The organism is Enterococcus sp. AZ170, from assembly GCF_050545135.1.
In the GTDB taxonomy this organism is placed as follows: Bacteria; Bacillota; Bacilli; order Lactobacillales; family Enterococcaceae; genus Enterococcus_L; species Enterococcus_L ureilyticus.
The window spans coordinates 2,432,284-2,455,003 of the sequence record NZ_CP172947.1 but is presented as its reverse complement, the minus strand read 5'-3'; the positions used below and the strand labels follow the sequence as shown (position 1 = coordinate 2,455,003).

The window sequence follows — 22,720 nt, the reverse complement described above, 5'->3', positions numbered from 1 at the left end:
GTTGGAAGAAATCATCTGGTTTCTTCCAACTTCTATTTTCGTTATTGATGCTGATTTGATCGTTCGGACAATTCTAACGCTAAGCGTAGATTCAAGCTATTTGTTGGATCTTGAATACTTTTACCTAGGAGTTTAGCACAGTGATCGATTCTGTATTTGATGGTATTACGGTGTAAATACATTTCTTTCGCCGTTTTTGAAATCTCGCATTGAAAACTCAAGTAACATTGTAATGTTTTACGAAGTTCAATGAACGAATCCTCAACAGGATAGGCCAGTTCTTTTAAAGTACTCTCACAGAAATAATGAATATCTTCTAAACTCATTTTTTCAAATAAGCTTTTCATTCCCTTGGGATGATAGCGGTGCGTTAGTATGCTACTTGTCATCGTCAGCATTTCTTCATAGGCTGTTTTTGCTTCGATAAAGGAACTAGCGATCTGTTCAATCGTTTCATATAAATTTCCTAAAGCAAATGTTAAAGTAATGGGCAATTTTTCAGATAATTCTAAAGACAATTCTTGTAAAATTTTCTCTAAATCATCCACTCTACTTTGAATTAGAATCGCGAGATGGTTCGTATTTTTTACTTTGAAAATACTAATATGTTTGATTCTTAATGGTAATGTCTCTTGCAACCATTGAAAAGCCACATCGCTTTCTTCTTGTTGGTATTTGATTTTGGTAGCAGTTGTTGTGGTTTGACTACAAACTGCATATACAATTTGATATTGCGTACTTTTCTTTAAACCATAATTTGCTCCAAGATCAAGCCAATCACGTCTGGTTTGATGAGGTGTCTGTTGGTATTCAACCAGCTGAGCTAGAAAATCACTTTTAAGAAAATCAAGCGATTCTTGGATTTTTTGGTTTTTGTACAGCATAAAGGATAAAACGAGACCAGCTTGTTCTACTGCAAATTCTGACATTGGATAGGGCACTTGTTCGGGGTTTAGAACGAGCAGATAGTGCGGGAAATAACTATTTACAGTCACTGGAAATCCAGCAATCTGCAAGGTAGACTGGTTTAAATCTTTGATCACAAATGAAGCATGACTATCCTCGCTCCAGCAATCATATTTGTTAATAAGCTGTTCAACATAATACTCTGCAGGTTTTGATGTTTGCGTAAAGTGCTTCGAATGAGCGATAACTTTACGATAAGGACTAAGTAAAATCACTGGTGTATTGATCATTTTTCCAAAATCTGCGACAAAACGTGCGATGCTTACATCATGAATCAATAGATTAGAAAAGCGTTTTTGGATATCTAAAGCGTAGCTTAATTGCTCTGTCTTTGTATCCCACAAATAGTTTAGCAATTGATGTAATAGACCACCTAAAGGCTGAGTGCTTGGAACTTGAACAATTGGAAAATCAACTTCATTTGCATAAGCGACCACCTCAGGATCAATTGTTTCGATAAAGCGACCGACTTTAATACCAATCCCAGCGGCTTCCTGTTCTTTTAAAGAATCAATCAAGGTGATCAATTCTTTTTGATTCTCTTTATAGACCATTGCAGTTGTTAAAAGAAAAATTTTCTTAGGAATAAAACCTGCCACATCAGGCGTTTCAGAAATTTCGATACTTTCAACAATCGTATTAGCTTTTGTCGGATGTGTTAATAATTTTAGATCGGAAAATCTTGGTATTTTCAATAAATCTTCTAAAGTAGTCAATGGATTTCCTCCTAATAATAAAAGCTGAATGAGCTCGTAAAGACTCGACTGAAAAATAGGGAAAAACGAATGTGTCGATTTTTGACACAAGCGTATTTCATCTTTTTTTCGAGAGTCTAGCTCTTGAAGCTAGATAAAGATAAAAGCTGAATGAGCTCGTAAAGACTCGACTGAAAAATAGGGAAAAACGAATGTGTCGATTTTTGACACAAGTGGATTTCATCTTTTTTCGATAGAGTGATTCTTGAAGCTAGATATGACATCAATAAATTACGTTAACTATCAGTTTATATCGTATTGTATTTTTAGTCTATCTTTATTCTAAATGATAGCGTATGCAGATTCAAGAAAGGTTTGTACGAAATGACCGAAAATTCAATTTTTTTATTCAAATGTGCCAATGACTTTTTTTGATATAAAGGTAGGATGAAATTAAAACGGAAAAGAGGAATAGTTATGTTTTCAGAAATATCAGTACCAAATAGAACAATCATGACACCAGGACCAGTCGAGGCTCATCCTGTGGCATTAAGAGCAATGTCTGCATCGATTTTAGGACAGTTTGATCCAGCTTTTCTAAAAATTATGGATGAAGTGAAAGAAATGATCAAAATTCCTTTCGGTACTAAAAATAAGCAAGCTTTTGCAGTTGATGGCACGTCACGTTCTGGATTAGAAGCTGCTTTGATTGCATTGATCGAACCAGGAGATAAGGTTTTGATTCCAGTTTATGGACGATTTGCTTATCTTTTAGGAGAAATTTGTGAGCGAGCTCAGGCTGAAATCCATTATCTTGAAAAAGAATGGGATGCACCATTCGATCAAGAGACGGTGATTAAGGAAATTGAAAAATTCCAACCAAAAATTGTTGCAATGGTTCATGGAGAAACTGCAAATGGACAAATGCAAGCAATGGAAAAAATCGGACAATATTGCCAAGCAAACGAAGTTTTCTTCGTTGTAGATATGGTGGCAACATACGGTGGCGTTCCTATTGAAGTGGATGCGTGGGGCGTTGATATCGCAATTGCAGGAACGCAAAAATGTGTGAGTGTGCCTTCTGGTTTGTCTTTGATCACTTATAACGACCGCGTAGAAAAAGTATTGACTAGTCGCTATCAAAAAGAATTAGGTTTAAGTAAAGACATCCGCAATGATAATCATATCAGCAGTAATTACCTTGATTTAAGTCAATTACAACGCTATTGGAGTGAAGAACGAATCAATCATCATACTGAAGCGACAAGCATGATTTACGGCTTACATGAAGGATTGAGAATGATGATTCAGGAAGGAATGGATCAGGTATACGCTCGTCATGCTCAGAATGATCAAGCAATTATTGCGGGGATCAAAGCTATGGGTTTAGGTTTTTATGGAGATTTATCCACAAAAATGCCTACAGTTACACCAATCATGATTCCAGAAGGAATCGATGGTGAAAAAGTTCGTTCATTGATGCTAGATGAATTCGAAGTAGAAATTGCATCGTCTTTTGGTGCGCTTCAAGGGAAAGTTTGGCGTATCGGCAATATGGGCTATAGCAGCAGAAAAGCGAATGTACTTCATGTATTATCGGCTTTAGAAGGTGCGCTTAATTATTATGGTGCGGATATTGTTAAAGGTGAAGCCGTTAAAGCTGCATTAATGATTTATAAAAATTAGAAATAAATGTAAATTGTTTGTGTAAAAGAACAAGTGATTGTTCGTTTTGCACAAACTTTTTGACAAGTTTGTGAAAAACAATGATGCTTGAAAGTTTGCTACCGCTTACAATTGAAATGAATTAAGAAGTTGTTTGTTTATATAGTTTAGAATAAAATGCACAAACATTTTTATCGTTGCCTATATAAAAAATAACAAATGGAGGAAAAGACATGGATGCAAAAGTTAAGAGTTCGGGAATGGATTATTGGAAAAAAATCGTCATTTTATTATGTGCTGGTTGGGTAACGATCTGGGTATATCGTTCAGCTTTATCACCTGCCTATCCACAAATCAATGCGTCACTTGGTGGAGGTATCTCGGATACAGCACTAGGCTTTATTTCAACTTGTTACTTCTTCGGGTATGTTGCAATGCAAATTCCAGCAGGATTTTTAGTTGATAAGATTGGAAAGAAAAAAGTCTTAATTCCAGGCTTTATTGTTTTTGGACTAGCCGCTTTGTTGATTTCGCAAGCGACAAGCATTTCAATGATATATGTTGGGAGTGTTTTAGCTGGTTTAGGTTGTGGATCATTTTATGGTTCAGCTTATTCATTAACATCTCAAAATATTCCTAAAGAAAAAAGAAGCTTTTCTACTGCTATTGTAAACAGTGGTTCAGCAGTTGGTTCAGGATTAGGATTGATTTTATCTAGTTTCTTAGTTGTTCAATTACAGTTCCCTTGGCAAACAATGATGTATATTTCAGTAGCCTTGATTGCTGTGATGTTAGTAGCGTTTATTGCAATTATTCGTAATAATAAAGAAGATGCTGAATTTTTAGCACAATCAGAAGCAGCAGAAGCGGCAGAAGTTGCTAAAGTGACAGAAGAAGCAGCTGTTGTAGAAAAAGAAAATGTATCGATTAAAAAATTATTTGCACCAAAAATGTTATTTGCTTATATTTTATACTTTGCAACTTGTTATGGTTACTATATGACTGTTACTTGGTTACCAAATTTCTTAGGTACAGAACGTGGGTTTGAAGGTGCCGCAATTGGTTTTTCTGCCTCATTAGTGGCGTTTGCCTCAATTCCTGGCGCTTTATTCTTTAGTCGTTTAGCAGATAAATACATGCATAAAAAAGTTCAATTTATTGTAATTTTAGAACTTTTAGCTGCTGCAATGTTACTATTTACAGTTCAAGCGACTAATTCAACGTTTTTATTGATTAGTTTGATTTTATACGGATTTTTAGGAAAACTTGCAGTAGAACCAATTATCATTTCATGGCTTGGTGAGAATGCACCTAAAGTCGGTATTGGTACAACACTTGGCGTATTCAACTTTTTCGGAATGATGTCATCCGTTATTGCACCAACATTAACAGGTTCTATTTCAGATGCAACTGGTTCAAAAGTAATGGGCTTTTATATTTCAGTTATCCTATTGGTAGTTGGGACAATTCTATTCTTATTAGCAAATTTAAATAAGAAACAAAAAATTTAACTCGAAATGATGTCTAATAACTAGTTATGTCTTAAGTCATCAGTTGGTATCTTAAAAGTGAGGAACCTAGTTATGAAAAAAATTCGCAACATAAGTATGACAAATCAAGTGATGATCGCCACTATATTAGGGGTTATAGTGGGGATCATCTTTCAAGAAAAAGTCGAATCATTCAAAGTCATCGGGGATGTGTTTCTACGATTGATTCAGATGTCTGTGGTCGTTTTGATCATGGGCGCAGTTATTGAAGCAGTTGGTAGTTTAGAAGCAAAAGAACTTGGAAAAATTGGCTTGAAAGTATTTGTCTGGTTTATGGGTTCGACTATTTTGGCCGCAATTATTGGTGTTTTGTTTGGCTTATTGATTCAACCTGGAAAAGGGTTAGAAGTTAGTGGTTTTGAAGCAGGATCAATCAAGGCGAGTACGGAGAGTTTACAAGAAATCATTATTGATTTTATTCCCAAAAACATTATTGAAGCAATGGCACAAGCGAATATGATCCAAGTAATCATTTTTTCTTTATTATTTGGATTAGCATTGAGTCTAATCAAAGACAAAGATAAAAATTCAATTCTACTGGATGGTGTTTCAGCATTTAACAATGTTATTTTGAAAATGGTAACATTGATCATGAAACTTGCCCTAATTGGTATTTTTTGCTTGATTGCTCCAGTGATAGGGACGATTGGCACAGGTGTTTTGATAACCTTGATGAAATTTTTACTAACACTGGCAGTCAGCGCATTATTATTTTTAATCGTTTGGTTATTAATAACAGCTTTCTATTGTAAAGTTAGTGTGAAAAAATTAGCACAAAATATGTGGAGAATGTCAATTGTTGCGTTTACAACAACATCTTCAGCGATTACTTTACCTATTCAGATCGAAGACGGTAGAGACAAATTGGGAATCAGTGATCGAATTTCAAAATTAGTTCTGCCTTTAGGGATGACTTTGAATAGTAATGGTCTGGCAATGTTTTTATCGCTAGCTATCGTAACATTTGCTCAATTCTATAATATTCAAATGGGGATTGGGGAATTAATTAAGGCTGTGCTATTATCAACTTTAGCTTGTTTAGGTACAGTGGTGGTGCCTGGTGGTGGTTTAGTGGCACTAGCTACAGTTATGCCGATGCTAGGATTACCAACTGAAAGTATTGCACTACTTGCAGGAATTGACTGGTTCTCTGGAATGTTTCGGACATTGCTGAATGTTGATGCAGATACAACCGTCGCGTTGATCATTGCAGCTGATGAGAAAGAATTAGATTATGAGATCTTTAACTCGTAACCTTTAAAAGACAAGATCAATAGTACTCAAAATGAAATAAACCCTTGAAAGTTAGAGTTAATAGCCAATTTTCAAGGGTTATTTTATACTAGTAGAAAAGATTCTTTCAATATTTAAGTTTAAGCAGTAAAACCAATTAAAGGAGGCGAATGAATGGAAAATCAAGATTATCAAATTACAGAAGAAGAGCTTCAATCTTTTCGAGAGCGTGGGTACAATGAAGCGTTACTTCCAAAGCCACTATCAAAGAGAATAATGGGAAAATCGAATTATTTTACACTGTGGATGGGTTCAGTTCACAATATTCCGAATTATACTGCTGTAGGGGGATTTTTATTTTTAGGACTATCTCCTATTAATATAATGTTGGCATTGATGTTAAGTGCAACGGCTGTGGCTTTGTTTATGACACTTAATGGTCGTGCGGGCTCAAAATATGGCATTCCATTTGCACTACATTTACGTTCAACTTATGGCGACATGGGTGCGAAGTTACCAGGCTTTCTTAGAGGATGCGTCGCGGCCATTGCGTGGTTTGGTTTGCAGAATTATACTGGTTCATTAGCTTTACTGATTTTAATTGGTAAAATTTGGCCGCAGTTTTTGACCTTAGGCGGAAATACAATGATTTTAGGGATTTCTATGCCAGGTTTAATCGCATTTACAATTTTTTGGGTAGTAAATGTGCTGATTGGTTTTGGTGGTGGTGAGATTTTAAATAAGTTCACAGCGATTCTAAGTCCACTGATTTACATAGTTTTTGGTGGGATGGCTATTTGGGCGATCAGTGCTGCAGGCGGTTTAGGAGCAATTTTATCCTATGACGTTGCCGGTGCTGTCCATAATATTTCGCCAGTCTTTGTTTATTTTATGATTATTAATTCTGTTTTAGCTGTGTGGGCTGCACCTGGTGCAAGTGTGGCGGATTTTACTCAAAATGCAAAATCAACTAAGGATCAAACAATTGGTCAAACAGCTAGTTTTTTAGTTGGTTATGGGATTTTCGCATTTTCAAGTGTTGTCATTTTGATCGGTGGTTCGATTCGTTATGGTATTCAAGAATGGAATATTTTGAATATTGTGGATCGCTGGGATAATTCATTTGCAATTGTTGTTGCAATGCTAGTATTCTTATTAACGACGGTTTCAACAAATGCTACTGGAAATATCATTCCAGCAGCGTATCAGTTGAGCGCATTGTTTCCTAAACGGATCGATTATAAAAAAGGTGTCTTACTTGCGAGTGTTATCAGTTTCATGATCATGCCGTGGAAATTGATGGAAAATGCAAATAGTATTTTTATTTTTCTAAATACGATCGGCGCTGTACTCGGTCCTGTTGCAGGGACGATGATTGCACACTACTATTTTGTTGAGCATCAAACGATTGATTTGGATCAGTTATATATGGATCAACAGGCAGATAATCGTCATAATATCTATAAAGGGTTAAATAAACCAGCTTATGTTGCGACTGTTTTAGCTTTAGTCATTTGTTTAAGTGGTAACTTTATTCCAGCATTAAAAGTAATTTCCGATATTTCTTGGATTTCCGGGTTTATATCAGCTTTTGGAGCCTATTTATTATTAAGAAATTTTTTTGGTAAATAGCGAAAAAAGAATGAATGAGCTCGCACATTTTTTATTTAGGAGGAAAGTAAATGAGTTATGATTTAATAATCAAAAATGGTTTAGTTATTCTTGATTCAGGGGAGGTTGAAACAGATGTTGCGGTCAAAGATGGTGTGATCGTGGCAATCGGCAGTGAACTTGGAGAGGCTGAAAAGGTTATTGATGCGTCAGGTTTAGTTGTTAGTCCTGGTATGGTGGACGCTCATGTGCATATCACTGATCCAGGGGGCGGTTATCGAGATGAATGGGAAGGATATGTTACTGGAACGGCATCTTGTGCTAAAGGTGGCGTAACGTCGTTTATGGAGATGCCTTTAAATCAAGTACCAGCAACTGTCGATGGTCAATCATTAGAAATAAAGTATCATGCAGGAGTCGGCAAGCTAAAATCAGATGTTGGATCATTTGGAGGAGTAGTTCCTTTTAATTTAAGTGGCGGAATTCAAGAACTACATACAGGCGGTGTTGCGGCGTACAAGTGTTTCATGGCAACGTGCGGTGATCGCAGTATTGATGGCGATTTTATGAACGTAGATGATTATTCCCTTTATGAAGGAATGAGACAAGTGGCTAAGACTGGAAAAGTGTTAGCTATACATGCGGAGAATGCCGCAATTACAGATAAATTAGGAGAAATTGCCTATAAAAATGGCGAAACGACTTTGAAAGCTTATGTAGCTAGCCGACCAGTTTTCACTGAAGTTGAACCGATTCGAAGAGCAATTCTATTTGCTAAAGAAACGGGTTGTCGGATTCATATTTGCCATATTGCTTGTCCAGAAGGTGTGGCAGAAGTTACTAAGGCAAGAAAATCAGGAGTTGATGTTACGTGTGAAACATGTACGCATTATCTTTATTTTGATACTGACGAACTAGATACAATCGGTCCAGTAGTCAAATGTTCACCGCCGATTCGTGACAAAGCAAATCAAAATGGGATGTGGGAAAAACTTTTAGCAGGTGAGATCGATTTTGTAACATCGGATCATTCTCCATGTACACCTGATTTAAAAGACAAAGACAATGCTTTTGAAGCATGGGGCGGAATTTCTGGTGTGCAAAATAACGTGGATGTTCTTTTTGATGAAGGGGTTCAAAAAAGAGGGATGTCATTGCGACAATTTGCAGATATTATTGCGGCAAATCCAGCAGCTCGTTATGATTTGGCGCAAAAGGGGCGGATCAGTCTTGGTAAAGATGCCGATTTTGTTCTGATCAAACCAAATGCTCCTTATACCTTAAAAGCGGAAGAATTGGAATATCGTAATAAAATCAGCCCATATATTGGCCGTAAGATTGGTGCCCAAGTAATCCAAACAATTTTAAGAGGACATGTGATTTATAGTAAAGAATCAGGCGTTTCAAAGGATTTTATCGGTGAGTTTATCAAAAAGTGAGCATATGAATAACTAGTTTTAGAATAAGCTGAGGGCAGGAAATCGCAATTTTCCTGTCTTTTTTGTGCGAGGCATTTTAGTCACTTGATTCGGTTCGATGATGTAATTGTCATTATAGTATTGAAAAATCTTTTTTTCTATTATTTTACTAAAATAGAGCCTCCATTTCCTTAGAATAAGTCTAAGAATCCCTGTTTTTTCTATTCTAGAAGTATATTAGATGAAGTCTGACTTTATTTTCGTTATACTTATCTTAAGGAACGAGGTGGGCAAATGGAAAAAACAAATAAAATGTATATATTTGCTGCTCGGACTGATTTTTCTTTAGAAGAGTTGAAGCAAGCTATTTTTGATTGGTTAAGTTTTTTACGGATACTGACAATACCTGAAAGCTGTTGCTTTGGTGATGAAGTAGCAGAGGTATTTGACTTATTGACGTTCACACAACGAATCCAAATGCTTACTGAAAAAGAAAATATATGGATCAAAGTGAATGCTCAAGGTGGAGAATTCCAACTCCATATCTCAAAATTAAGCATACACGAACGAACGATTTTAGATAGCTCTATTTTTTTATCACAGCAAAAAATGATTGAAAATTATTGTGATACTCGAATGGTTAAAAATGGTATCTATGGATATATTCGTTCCTTAGATGAATACTTGTATAATAATGTTGAAACGATTGAAAAAAGAAACTTTGAGACAGAGAGTGAAATTGCTCAATTACCTAAGCGATATAATAGCGATAAATCCGTGATCGTTGATTGTAATCAATTAGCTGGCTATGATATTTATTTTAAAGGTTTATGCTTGACTTCCTGTTGGAAAATGTATTATTCCAGTTTGTATTATCAATTTATTCCAAAACCGATTTTTTTGGAAGTACAGCAGGTGCAGTCTGTAGAGGAGTTGGATAATCAACTGATCAAAATAACCTTGTTCAATCACCCTTCTAATTGGGATTTGCCTATAAATAAAAAATATCAGCGTTTGTTCAGAGATCAGATGGGCTATGACCAATTGGTTTGGAACAATGGAACTGGGGTATTGAGGCCGCCATTTATTGAGTATGCATTTGTTGAAGAGGTGGTTCAAACTGTTCAATACCAAAATAGTTATTATCAACCTGTTGAAAAGAAACAGGCAACGTATTTCGTGACTAGAAGCTATGACAATCTTCGACAAAAAAATATTGTGAAGCGGACTAGAGGCATCTTGAATGCACAAGCGTATTTCCCTTGGATCGATGAGAAGAGCCAAAAAATGATGAATTATCGTGTAGTGGATCCTGAAATGGCGATTGATGAAGGACTTTTGGCGTATGAGTTTTACATCCGGCAATTTTTAGAAATTGAAGTTTTAGATCAAAAATATGATGAGTTTGTTTCGGTGTTGCGTTTTTATCTGCCAAAAGAAGCAATCAAGCAAATTCCTTTAGAAGCATTATGGGATAAGCTATTTGATGTCAATATTAGTAATTTGAAACAGAAAGAATCATCTACGCGGTTTGACTTGAAAAAGGCCAAGAATCATTTACGTGTTGTTTTTTTAGATGCTAGTTATTTAGAGAATGTCAATCAGACGATAGATATTAGCGAATAGAGGTATAATTAAGAAGTCGCGACAAAAGCGTTTAGCTCCGAGAAATGAGAAGGAGCTAAACGCTTTTGTTTTAATGTTTATTTGGATTTAGAGCGTGAAACAAAACTGAACTTTAGTTTTGTCCCACGCCTTCCTACGATTAGTCAAGTGGAAAATGATTGCTCATTACTTAGTGATTCGGTCGCCATGGATCACAATTTCAGCACCAGTAACAAAACTAGCTTCATCACAAGCGAGATAAATGATTCCATTTGCGATATCTTCGGGTTTTCCTAAATAAGGAAATTGTACGAATTTTTTATACAAAGGTTTGATATTTGGGAAACTTGTTTCTATTAACGGTGTATGAATAACACCTGGACAAATTGAATTGATGCGAATGTTATCTTTAGCGTATTCAAATGCTGCATCAAGGGTCTGAGAGCGAAGTACATCTTTGGCTGCGACATAAGGGCTACTTTCTGGAAGTCCTACTAATCCTTGAAGTGAAGAAACAGTGACAATCGATCCACCACCATTTTTCTTCATAATCGGGAGAACTTCTTTTAAAACGTATGTAAAACTATTTAAATCGATCGTTTGGATTTTGTACCAGTCTTCAGCTGACAACTCTAAAAGTATCTTTGGAGAAGAGATCCCGGCATTATTGACTAAAACATCAATTTTGGCATATTTTTTGATAGTCCTAGCAATTACTTTTTGCCAACTTTTAAACGAACTTATATCATGTTCAAACGAGACAGCAGTCCCCCCTTTTTGGGTGATTTCTGAAACAATAGTGGCAAGTTTATCTAAACTTTTGCCGGTACAAACAACGATCGCTCCATTATTTGAAGCAAGTCTAGCTGTTGCAGCGCCAATACTGCTTTGAGCTTCAGTGACCAACACTACCTTACCTAATAGTCTATTCATACAAAAACCTGCTACAATGAAATGTCATAATCGTTATCCTTATCCTTTCTAGTAAAGACATATTAAACCTGTAAAAAATAGGTATCTCTTATATAGTAGTTTAATATAGATATTTTTTTTACGCTAATGATATAGACCAAAAATATTATTGTATAGAAAAAACCTCAAATAATCAAGAAGAAATCTCGATCATTTGAGGTTAGATAAAGCCAGTTATTGTGCAATTGGTTTTTTTACAATACCTAAAATTACAGCTGAAACAATTGCACCAAGTGCGATAAAGACTAAATAGAGAAGTGGATGACTTAATAATAAAGCAACGAAGATTCCACCGTGAGGCGCTAATAGACGAATTCCAAAGCCGCCAACTAAACCGCCAGCTAAGGCTGAACCGACAACAAAACTTGGAATCGTACGTAATGGATCAGCTGCTGCAAAAGGAATTGCACCTTCTGTTACAAAGGAGAGACCCATTACTAAGTTGGTCAAACCAGCATCTTTTTGGTCTTGAGTAAATTTATTTTTAAACAGTAATGTTGCAATAAAAATTGCTAAAGGAGGAACCATACCACCTGCCATAACAGAAGCCATAATGATGCTTCCGCCTTCTGTCACGGTTGCTGCAATAGAGGCAGTACCAAAAACATAAGCAGCTTTATTGATCGGACCACCTAAATCGATCGCCATCATTCCGCCAAGTAGGGCGCCTAAAAGTGCAGCGTTTGTACCATCTAAACCTAACAAGAAATTATTTAACCCATCATTGATGACTTTCATCGGAACATTGACTAAAAGCATCAGCCCGCCAGTAATCAACAATCCGAAAACAGGATAGAATAGAATAGTTTTGATACCATCTAGTGATTTAGGTAAGCCTTTGAAAAGTTTTTTCAAGAAAACAATGACATAGCCAGCTAAGAAACCACCAATCAGTGCCCCTAAGAAACCTGCACCACCTGTATTCGCTAAAGCACCAGCTGCAAAACCAACGATCAAACCTGGACGATCAGCGATACTTGAAGCAATAAAGCCGGCTAAAACGGGTAACATAAATCCGAATGCTGCGCTACCGATTTGATTGAACCAAGAAGCGGCTTCATTATAATTTCCAAGCATACTTAATTGATCTTGTGGAACGCCGATAAATTGGTCGATCATAAAGGACAGAGCAATCGCGATACCACCGCCGATAACAAATGGTAGCATGTGTGACACACCATTCATTAAATCTTTATAGATTCTTGAACCGATAGAACCATCCGCTGAAGCATCTTCTTCACTATTATCTGATTCAGAACTATGGAAAATCGGAGCCGTTCCACTTGTGGCCAACTGAATCAATTCTTCTGTTTTACGAATCCCATCACTAACTGGGCGGTTAACAAGCTCTTTGCCATCAAATCGGTTCATTTCTACTTTTTTATCCGCTGCAACGATTACGCCATCAGCGCGAGCAATATCTTCAGCTGTTAAACGATTTTTGATTCCTTCAGAACCATTTGTTTCTACTTTGATATCGATCCCCAGCTCTTTGGCCTTTTTCTTTAAAGCGTCTTCGGCCATATAAGTGTGGGCAATTCCTGTTGGACAAGCGGTAACAGCTACTACAAATTTTCGGGTGCTATCACGAGTATTTACAGCGGCTTGCTCCTGCTGTTCCTTCTTTTCTTCTGCTTCTTTTGCCTCTTCAGCTGATTGAAAAAGATTTTGAACAGCTTCAGGGGTTGTAGTTTCTTTTAACTTGGCGACAAAATCAGGATCGATCAATAAACGAGAAAGGGCCGCTAACGCTTGTAAATGCGTATCGTTTGCGCCTTCTGGGGCTGCAATCATAAAGAATAAGTAGGTTGGTTGACCATCTAACGCTTCATAATCGACACCAGAATTACTTTTGGCAAATAGAACCGTTGCTTCTTTAACTGCACTATTTTTAGCATGTGGCATAGCAATACCATCACCCAAACCAGTTGAAGTTTGTGCCTCGCGAGCTAATATACCATTCTTATAAGTATCTATATCGGAAATTCTACCGCCATCATACATTTTTTGAACCATTTCATCGATTGCCCCTTTTTTATCGGTAGCCTGCAAATCCATGATCATAACGTCTTTGACTAATAAGTCTTTGATATTCATTGTTTTTCCTCCTAATTTAAAGCTGTGTAGACTTGTTGCTCTTTTATTGAAAAGCAAGTCTGTAAAGTTAGCTGATTTTTTCTATAATGACTTCTGCAATTAATTCATTGATCAAATCAGCGGTTGCCAAGTCATCTGAAAATGCTGTTGCACTGCCGCAAGCAACGCCCCATTTAAACGCTTCTACAGGATCATTGCTTTTAGAAAATGTCCCAACAAATCCGGCAATCATCGAGTCTCCTGCACCAACTGAATTTTTCAATGGTCGTTTTAAAACATTCGAACGATAAACACCATTTTTGGTAAACAATAATGCGCCATCACCTGCCATGGAAATGATCACATGTTGAGCACCATCTTCTAATAAACGGTTGCCAAATGGTAGAATATCATCCACTGTTTGGAAACGTACATCAAATAATTCAGCTAATTCATGATTGTTCGGTTTGATAAGCAATGGTTTGTTTTGAAGAGCATTGAGTAAATCTTTTCCAGTGGTATCAATCACAAATTCAGCTTGTTTATCTTTAATAATTTGAATCAGCTCTTCATAAAAGCCTTCTCGCAATGTTGCTGGAGTACTTCCAGATAAAACAACGATGTCACCAGCTGAAACCAAACTTAGTGCTTGTTTTAATTCTTGCAGTTCTTCATTGCTGAGCGCAGGACCTAAACCGTTGATTTCTGTTTCATTTTTAGATTTCAGTTTGATATTGATTCGTGTGTCTTCGCGGACCTTAGTAAAATTAGTTTGAATCCGTTCTTGGGTTAGCCAGTCAGAAATGAATGAGCCAGTAAAACCGCCCAAAAAACCAAGAGCCGTAGATTCTGTTTGGATTCGTTTTAAGATCCGGGAAACATTGATGCCTTTACCACCAGGTAACTTAAAATCGTTGGTCATCCGATTCAAGTTTCCTAATTTTAATTCTTCAACATGAACGATATAGTCGATTGAAGGATTTAGTGTTACAGTGTAAATCATTGCGCTGCCTCCTTGATAGTTGTTTTTTTCTGGAATTGTTCAAGTAATTCTGGTAAACAATGGTTGGTGAGAAGTATGACATCTTCAAGATCTGTAACTTTTGTAAAGGTTACTTTGTTCAACTTGCTTTGATCAATCAGAACATAAGCTTCTTCAGCTTGGGTAATGGCCAAACGTTTTAATGCTGCTTCTTCTGGATCAGGTGTTGTTAACCCAAACTCAAGATGTGCTCCATTCATCCCCATGAAAACTTTGTTGAAGCGAAAATGACTCAGTTGTTCCATACTTGTTGCACCGATAATTGCTTTTGTCGATAACTTTAAAGCCCCACCGAGAATCATAGTGTTGATATTAAGGTCACCAAGCTTTGCAGCATGATGCACAGAATTGGTGACAACAGTAACATTTTTACCTGATAGGAATGGCAGCATTTCTAAAGTAGTTGATCCAGCATCCAAGTAAATAACATCCCCATGGTGAACAAATTGAGCGGCTAATGAAGCAATTGCTTGTTTTTCTTGCGTGTTTTTGCTTGATTTTTCGGTCATATTTTGTTCAAAGCCTAAATTTAGAATTCGTTTTGCTCCGCCATGAACTCGCTCAAGTAATTCTGCATCTTCCAAATCTTGTAAATCACGGCGAATCGTCGATTCAGAAGCGTTTAGAAGTGAAGCTAATTCTTGAGATTTCACAACTGATTGTTGGTCTAATAAATGTAAAATTGCTTGATGTCTTTCTTCTGTAAGCATTTTCAACCCTCTTTTCATTGAATATAATAGCACATCTTATTTCACTATGCAATCAAAAACGTTCATAAACGATCATTAACGTTTTTAACCGTTCATTTTTGAGCAGCCGATCTTCCAAATTTTATTATTTGCAAAGTTGTTTAATTTTTGGCTTAATGTAGGTAGGTAAAATCGGAGGGATCTGCATGAATAATCGTACAATATTACAAGGATTTGAATGGTATCTGCCAGCTGATGGGAAACATTGGCAACGGCTGACAAAATTGGCCGTCGCACTACACGACAAAGGAATCAATGGCATCTGGCTTCCACCAGCATATAAAGGTGCAAACGGATTGGAAGATGTGGGGTATGCTCCTTATGATTTGTATGATTTAGGCGAATTTGATCAAAAAGGCACGATCCCTACTAAATATGGGACAAAAACTGATTATCTTAATTGTATTCAAGCATTTAAGAAAGCTGGAATAGAGGTATATGGAGATATTGTTTTTGATCATTTCATGGGCGCCGATGAAGAAGAAACAGTTGTAGCTTTTAAATCTCGTCCAGAGAACCGAAATGAAACATTAAGTGGTAAAGAAGAAATTTCAGCTTGGACAAAATTTACTTTTCCAGGAAGAAAGCAGAAGTATAATGACTATATTTGGACTTGGAAAAATTTTTCAGGGGTTGATTTTGATAATCGACGAAAGGATCATGGTATTTTCAATTTTGAAGGAAAAGGCTGGGATCAAGAAGTTGATAATGAAAATGGCAATTATGATTATTTAATGGGTTGCAATTTGGACATGGAGTATCCTGAAACCGTTGAGCAGTTAAATAAATGGGGAAAATGGTACCAAGAATTAACAGATATTGATGGATACCGTTTAGATGCAGTTAAACATATTCAATTTAATTACTTTGTTGAATGGTTATTAAATAGAAGAAAAGAAAAAGGAAGAGAGTTGTTTGTCGTTGGTGAATATTGGAATGGGGAACTTGAAAAACTGACCAATTACATTGATAGTTCTGGAACATTGATTTCTTTATTTGATGTTCCTCTACATTATCATTTTTACGAGGCTGCTAGTTCTGACGGTCAATATGATATGCGAAATATATTTGAAGGAACATTAGCGAAAGAACGGTCTGAATGGGCAGTGACGTTTGTTGATAATCATGATACGCAAAAAGGACAAAGCTTGGAATCCTGGGTCGATGGCTGGTTCAAAGTTCATGCTTACGCACTGATCTTACTTCGTAAAGCTGGAACACCGATTGTTTTTTGGGGCGATTTATTTGGGATTCCCTCTCAAAATGTTGAGCCAGTAGGTGAAGATTTGGACTTGTTATTAAAAATTAGAGAACAATTAGCATATGGGAGTGAAATGGATTATTTTGACGATCCTGCTATTATCGGTTGGATTAGGACAGGTACGTTTGACCGAGAAAAATCTGGTTATGCGGTTGTTATGACAAATGCGCAAGCAGGTGTAAAAAAGATGACGATCAGCGCTGTACATGCTGGAAAGATATTTGTTGATATTTTGGGAAATAATACAACAAAAGTTATTTTAGATGAGGCAGGTGCGGGGGATTTTCCAGTGAATGGTGGAGAAATTTCTATTTATGTAAATGAAGCTATTGTAGAACGATTACGTAATGGGTATGATAATGGGATTAATCGGAAGGAAGAATCTATATAAGTATCAAGGTGCTAGGAGCCAAATAGAGCGTGACTTATGACAAGATTGTGATTATACTATATATAAGTGAAAAGCCATTTGTTCGCATTGAGATTCGGTGCGAACCATAAGTGCGCATGAAATCTCTGGGAGATTCGCACCAAATTTAGAGAGGAAAACAATATAAATAGTTGTTTTTTCTCATCGAAATCACATTTTAATGTGATTTATAATGTGTAAAAGAGCAAATAGGTACAAATTTGCTGTCTTTTCACGGTCTCACTCTTTATTGAGTGAGTGGATTGAAATAAGTTTTGAGGGTAAATATTCTGCTATGATTATTGTCTCACTCTTTATTGAGTGAGTGGATTGAAATAATACGACAATTTAAAGCATTTGAAATCTTATAAGGTCTCACTCTTTATTGAGTGAGTGGATTGAAATATCGTTGAACCGATCATCACGAATCCATCTAAATGTCTCACTCTTTATTGAGTGAGTGGATTGAAATGATGTCAGAGGTAGCCGATTCTTTAGCAGAAGCTATGTCTCACTCTTTATTGAGTGAGTGGATTGAAATAACAATCAACACGCCTAGTGGTGTGGCCACAGGGTCTCACTCTTTATTGAGTGAGTGGATTGAAATAAGAATCGCACGGTTGAATCCATCATTTTCGATGTTGTCTCACTCTTTATTGAGTGAGTGGATTGAAATTTCAACAACTTCTTCCGTTGTTACTGTTTTTTTGTCTCACTCTTTATTGAGTGAGTTTTTTTATTTAACTTACGCGTCTATCACTAAAGAAAAAAGCAACACACGATCATTTTATTCTCTTAAAATACGAACTTAAAAAAAGAAAATATGTTCTATAAATTCCATCATTATTAAAGAATTTTCCAGCTATATTTGGTATAATGTATAAGATTGAAAAAAGAGAGAGGACGTTGATGATGGCACAAGAAAACGCCTTGATCCAAGGTATGAACCCACGACAAAAGGAAGCCGTTTTACATACAGAAGGGCCTTTACTGGTTATGGCGGGCGCAGGTAGTGGGAAAACAAGAGTATTAACACACCGCATTGCCTATCTAATTGAAGAAAAAGATGTTAATCCATGGAATATTTTAGCAATCACTTTTACCAATAAAGCCGCAAAAGAAATGAGAGAGCGGGTTGGGAAATTACTAGAAGTTGGCGGAAATGATGTTTGGGTTTCAACATTTCATTCAATGTGTGTGCGAATTTTACGCCGTGATGTCGATCAGATCGGTTATAATCGTAATTTTACGATCATTGATACTTCTGAACAACGGACATTGATGAAACGAATTTTGAATGAACTGAATATCGATGCGAAAAAATATGATCCTCGCTCGATTTTAGGAACAATCAGTAACGCCAAAAATGAGTTGCAGACGCCAGCAAAAGTCGAAGAATTACAGGGAACTCCTTATGAAGAAGTTGTTGCGAAATGCTATAAGATGTACCAGAAAGAATTAAGAAATAACCAATGTATGGATTTTGATGATTTGATTATGAATACAATTCGATTGTTTAATGAACATCCTGATTCGTTGACCTATTATCAAAATAAATTTCACTATATTCATGTAGATGAGTATCAAGATACTAACCATGCGCAGTATACATTAGTAAATATGTTAGCAGCGCGTTTTAAAAATTTATGTGTTGTAGGGGATGCTGACCAAAGTATCTATGGTTGGCGTGGAGCAGATATGCAGAACATTTTGGACTTCGAAAAGGATTATCCAGATGCTGCTGTGATCCTGTTGGAACAAAATTACCGCTCAACAAAAAAAATCTTGGACGCGGCGAACAATGTGATCAAAAATAATAGCAATCGTCGTGATAAGCAATTATGGACTGAAAATACAGATGGAGAAAAAATTGTATATTATCGGGGCGATAATGAGCGAGACGAAACGCAATTTATTGTGGGACAGATTCAAAAAGAAATTCGAGAAAAAGATCGAATTTATGGCGATTTCGCTGTATTATATCGTACCAATGCTCAGTCACGGGTAATGGAAGAAATGTTGCTGAAATCCAATATTCCTTATACGATGGTTGGCGGACACAAATTCTATGATCGTAAAGAAATTAAAGACATCTTAGGCTATTTGAATATTATTTCAAATCCCATGGATTCGCTTAGTTTTGAGCGTGTTGTCAATGAACCAAAACGTGGAATCGGTAAAAGCTCGATCGAGAAATTAAGAAGCTTTTCTCAGATACACGACTGGTCTTTATTAGAAGCTTCAAAAAATGTAGACTTAGCTAATATTTCAGGTAAAGCTGGCAAAGAGTTAGGCAGTTTTGGCATGATGATCCAAGACCTATCTCAGATGATTCCATATCTGACAATTACTGAATTAGTGAAAGAAGTACTAGAACGTAGCGGTTACCGAGATGAATTAGTGAGACAAAATAATTTGGAATCTCAAGCGCGTTTAGAGAACTTGGATGAATTTTTAACGGTTACACAAGAATTCGACAAACGATATGAACGTCAGGGAGAAGAAGAGGCTGATGCACCAGAAGAAAAGTTAGCAGTATTCCTAAACGATCTAGCCCTTGTTTCAGATTTAGATAATTTAGAAGAAAGCACTTCTCAAGTTACTTTGATGACACTCCATGCAGCTAAAGGACTAGAATTTCCTGTTGTCTTTTTGATTGGGATGGAAGAAGGCGTTTTTCCATTGTCTCGTGCAATGTTGGAAGAAAGCGAATTAGAAGAAGAACGTCGTTTAGCTTATGTAGGAATCACTCGTGCAGAGGAAATTCTATTTATTACTAACGCATTTTCTCGAACCTTATATGGTAGAACACAATATAACCGTCCGAGTCGTTTTTTAGACGAAATAGACGAAGAATTGTTAGATTTACAAGGTTCAATCGCGGCACCGAAAGCGCCAAGTAAAACTTTTGAGCCAAAAGTATTTAAACCTGCTTATTCCCAGCCGACTAAACAGCCAGTTACGGATAAAGTGGCTAGCGGTGGTGAATCGATGGCTTGGCAAGCAGGCGATAAAGTCAGACATAAAGCGTGGGGAACAGGAACAGTCGTCCGAGTTGGCGGTACTGCCAAGGATTTAGAGCTAGACGTTGCTTTCCCTGAAAAAGGCATCAAACGCTTATTAGCAGCATTTGCTCCGATAGAAAAAATATAAAAAATGAGAGAGCTCTTTCAACTTTTAATTTAGGAGGGGTATCATGTCGGAAATACCATTAACATTAGCCGCAGCGACAGACAAAGCGAAAGAACTACGGACGCAGTTAAACCAATATTCTCATGAATATTACGTGGCGGATCAACCCACTGTAGAAGATTATGTATATGATCGCTTGTACAAAGAATTAGTCGACATAGAAACTGAATATCCAGATTTGATTACTTCTGACTCACCCACCCAACGTGTTGGCGGTAAGATTTTACAAGGATTTGAAAAAGTCACGCATGAAGTGCAGATGTACAGTCTAAATGATGGTTTCAGTAAAGAAGATATTTATGATTTTGATGAACGTGTTCAAAAATTAGCAGGTAAGCCTGTTGGTTATTGTTGTGAGTTGAAAATTGACGGACTAGCGATTTCGTTGAAATATGAAAACGGAAAATTTGTTCAAGGTGCAACGCGCGGTGATGGTACTGTGGGTGAAAATATCACAGAAAACCTAAAAACAGTTAAATCAATTCCTTTAGAATTGAAAAAGCCGATTTCAGTTGAAGTGCGTGGCGAGTGCTACATGCCTAAGCAGTCATTTGTTAACTTGAATAAAGAGCGAGAAGAAGCTGGACAAGATGTTTTTGCTAACCCAAGAAATGCAGCAGCAGGTAGCCTACGACAATTGGACACCAGTATGGTTGCAAAACGAAATCTTAGCACCTTTTTGTATACAGTAGCTGATTTTGGTCCAATGACGGCGCAGACGCAGTTTGATGCTTTAAATGAACTTTCTGAAATTGGCTTTAGAACGAATCCTGAAAAGCAATTATGTCAAACTATCGATGAAGTTTGGGCGTATATCGAAGAGTATCATGAAAAGCGTACAGATTTACCTTACGAAATCGATGGTATTGTCATCAAAGCGAATGAGTTTACGATTCAAGATGAATTAGGTTTTACAGTTAAGGCACCTCGCTGGGCGATTGCATACAAGTTTCCACCCGAAGAAGCACAAACAGTGGTAGAAGAAATCGAATGGACGATTGGTCGGACAGGTGTAGTGACACCAACGGCTGTCATGCAACCAGTTCGTGTAGCAGGAACGACTGTTAGTCGGGCAAGTTTGCACAATGCTGATTTTATTGCAATGAAGGATATTCGCTTGAATGATACCGTGATTATCTATAAAGCAGGCGATATCATTCCTGAAGTTGCTCAAGTCTTGACGGAAAAACGAGATGAAAGCAGTCAACCATATGAAATCCCGACCCATTGTCCTGTTTGTGATAGTGAGCTTGTTCATTTAGATGAAGAAGTTGCTTTGCGCTGTATCAATCCAAAATGTCCGGCGCAAATCAAAGAAGGGTTAAATCACTTTGTCTCTAGAAATGCGATGAATATCGATGGTTTAGGACCTCGTGTCTTAGAGCAAATGTTCGATAAGGAGTTAGTCGCTGATGTCGCTGATTTGTATTTTTTAACAGAGGAACAGTTAATGACGCTAGATAAAGTCAAAGAAAAGTCAGCAAATAATATATACAAAGCGATTGCTGCTAGTCGTGATAATTCTGTTGAACGTTTGCTTTTTGGTTTAGGGATTCGTCATGTTGGGTCTAAGGCAGCTAAAGTTTTAGCTGAACATTTTGGTGACCTAAATGCAATCAGTAAAGCAACGAAAGATGAGGTTGTGGCGCTGGATTCAATGGGAGAAATTATTGCGGACAGTTTGGTCACTTACTTTGAAAATGAAGAAGTCCATGAATTGATGGATGAATTGACAAAAGCGGGCGTGAATTTTGAATACAAAGGAATCCGCACCGCTCAATTAGCAGCCGTTGAATCGCCATTCAAAGATAAAACGGTCGTTTTAACAGGGAAACTAACCCATTATAATAGAGAAGAAGCCAAAGAAAAGATCGAAAATCTAGGTGGAAAAGTAACAGGGAGCGTTTCTAAAAAGACGGATATTGTCGTGGCTGGTGAAGAAGCTGGCAGTAAGTTAACGAAAGCTCAAGACCTTGGTATTGAAGTCTGGGATGAACAACAAATGGTCACAGCATTAGACAATAGTACGACCATTGAAGCAACTGAAAATGAAACAATCTAGAACTTTCAGCACAAATTTTACATTTACAGACTATTTTCTTTCATCTCTATCATAATTTCTTAGAATTTTATGATAGAATAAGAAAAAAGCTGTTTCTTAACGAGAAATATCGTTTAACAGTATAAAAATGAACTAGTGAACTCATCTAAGCTGTCTTTCAGTTGGTTTAAACGATCAACTGAAAGGGCTACAGCTTGTCTGAGCTTTTCTAAAG

Annotated in this window: 14 protein-coding genes and 1 CRISPR repeat array; of the genes, 9 read left to right on the top strand and 5 right to left on the bottom strand. The window is 36.8% G+C overall.

Features of this window, described 5'->3' with window-relative positions; all coding sequences use genetic code 11:
- Positions 1–41 precede the first annotated feature (41 nt).
- Positions 42–1,682 carry a PucR family transcriptional regulator gene (locus IGJ55_RS11870; protein WP_429949077.1) on the bottom strand — a complete coding sequence of 547 codons (1,641 nt, stop codon included), beginning with the start codon at positions 1,680–1,682 and terminating at the stop codon, positions 42–44.
- Positions 1,683–2,138: 456 nt separating this feature from the next.
- Between IGJ55_RS11870 and IGJ55_RS11865 the strand changes: the two genes are divergently transcribed.
- The 6 genes from IGJ55_RS11865 (at position 2,139) to IGJ55_RS11840 (ending at position 10,764) form a co-directional block, all read left to right on the top strand.
- Positions 2,139–3,347 (top strand): pyridoxal-phosphate-dependent aminotransferase family protein, encoded by a 1,209-nt coding sequence (locus IGJ55_RS11865; protein WP_069641045.1) that lies wholly within the window; start codon positions 2,139–2,141, stop codon positions 3,345–3,347.
- Between the two features lie 212 nt (positions 3,348–3,559).
- Entirely contained in the window at positions 3,560–4,837 is a 1,278-nt protein-coding gene (locus tag IGJ55_RS11860; RefSeq protein WP_207121560.1) for an MFS transporter, read from the top strand.
- A gap of 72 nt (positions 4,838–4,909) precedes the next feature.
- A complete protein-coding gene (locus IGJ55_RS11855) occupies positions 4,910–6,130 on the top strand; it encodes a dicarboxylate/amino acid:cation symporter (RefSeq protein ID WP_430606545.1) in 1,221 nt (406 codons plus the stop codon).
- Between the two features lie 153 nt (positions 6,131–6,283).
- Positions 6,284–7,741 carry an allantoin permease gene (gene allW, locus IGJ55_RS11850; protein WP_430606543.1) on the top strand — a complete coding sequence of 486 codons (1,458 nt, stop codon included), beginning with the start codon at positions 6,284–6,286 and terminating at the stop codon, positions 7,739–7,741.
- 50 nt (positions 7,742–7,791) lie between these two features.
- A complete protein-coding gene (gene allB, locus IGJ55_RS11845) occupies positions 7,792–9,159 on the top strand; it encodes an allantoinase AllB (protein ID WP_430606541.1) in 1,368 nt (455 codons plus the stop codon).
- Between the two features lie 273 nt (positions 9,160–9,432).
- Positions 9,433–10,764, top strand: coding sequence for a hypothetical protein (locus IGJ55_RS11840; RefSeq protein ID WP_430606539.1), 1,332 nt, complete (start codon positions 9,433–9,435; stop codon positions 10,762–10,764).
- A 165-nt stretch (positions 10,765–10,929) separates the two neighbouring features.
- Here the strand turns inward: IGJ55_RS11840 and IGJ55_RS11835 are convergent, their stop codons facing one another.
- From IGJ55_RS11835 to IGJ55_RS11820, 4 genes are all read right to left on the bottom strand, one after another.
- Positions 10,930–11,676 carry an SDR family NAD(P)-dependent oxidoreductase gene (locus IGJ55_RS11835; protein ID WP_069641050.1) on the bottom strand — a complete coding sequence of 249 codons (747 nt, stop codon included), beginning with the start codon at positions 11,674–11,676 and terminating at the stop codon, positions 10,930–10,932.
- 213 nt (positions 11,677–11,889) lie between these two features.
- Positions 11,890–13,812 carry a PTS fructose transporter subunit IIABC gene (locus IGJ55_RS11830; RefSeq protein ID WP_430606537.1) on the bottom strand — a complete coding sequence of 641 codons (1,923 nt, stop codon included), beginning with the start codon at positions 13,810–13,812 and terminating at the stop codon, positions 11,890–11,892.
- A gap of 67 nt (positions 13,813–13,879) precedes the next feature.
- Complete coding sequence (gene pfkB / locus IGJ55_RS11825) at positions 13,880–14,794, bottom strand: 1-phosphofructokinase (RefSeq protein ID WP_069641052.1); 915 nt, start codon at positions 14,792–14,794, stop codon at positions 13,880–13,882.
- Positions 14,791–15,543, bottom strand: a complete 753-nt coding sequence (locus IGJ55_RS11820) for a DeoR/GlpR family DNA-binding transcription regulator (RefSeq protein ID WP_069641053.1) — start codon at positions 15,541–15,543, stop codon at positions 14,791–14,793. Before IGJ55_RS11820 ends, pfkB begins: the two co-directional genes overlap by 4 nt.
- Positions 15,544–15,728: 185 nt before the next feature.
- Between IGJ55_RS11820 and IGJ55_RS11815 the strand changes: the two genes are divergently transcribed.
- From IGJ55_RS11815 to ligA, 3 genes are all read left to right on the top strand, one after another.
- Positions 15,729–17,234 (top strand): alpha-amylase, encoded by a 1,506-nt coding sequence (locus tag IGJ55_RS11815; protein WP_429949087.1) that lies wholly within the window; start codon positions 15,729–15,731, stop codon positions 17,232–17,234.
- Positions 17,235–17,489: 255 nt separating this feature from the next.
- Positions 17,490–17,994: a CRISPR direct-repeat array (repeat unit 33 nt; unit sequence GTCTCACTCTTTATTGAGTGAGTGGATTGAAAT).
- A gap of 170 nt (positions 17,995–18,164) precedes the next feature.
- A complete protein-coding gene (pcrA, locus tag IGJ55_RS11810) occupies positions 18,165–20,405 on the top strand; it encodes a DNA helicase PcrA (protein ID WP_429950025.1) in 2,241 nt (746 codons plus the stop codon).
- A 43-nt stretch (positions 20,406–20,448) separates the two neighbouring features.
- Positions 20,449–22,506 carry an NAD-dependent DNA ligase LigA gene (gene ligA, locus IGJ55_RS11805; RefSeq protein ID WP_069641055.1) on the top strand — a complete coding sequence of 686 codons (2,058 nt, stop codon included), beginning with the start codon at positions 20,449–20,451 and terminating at the stop codon, positions 22,504–22,506.
- Positions 22,507–22,720: the final 214 nt, after the last annotated feature.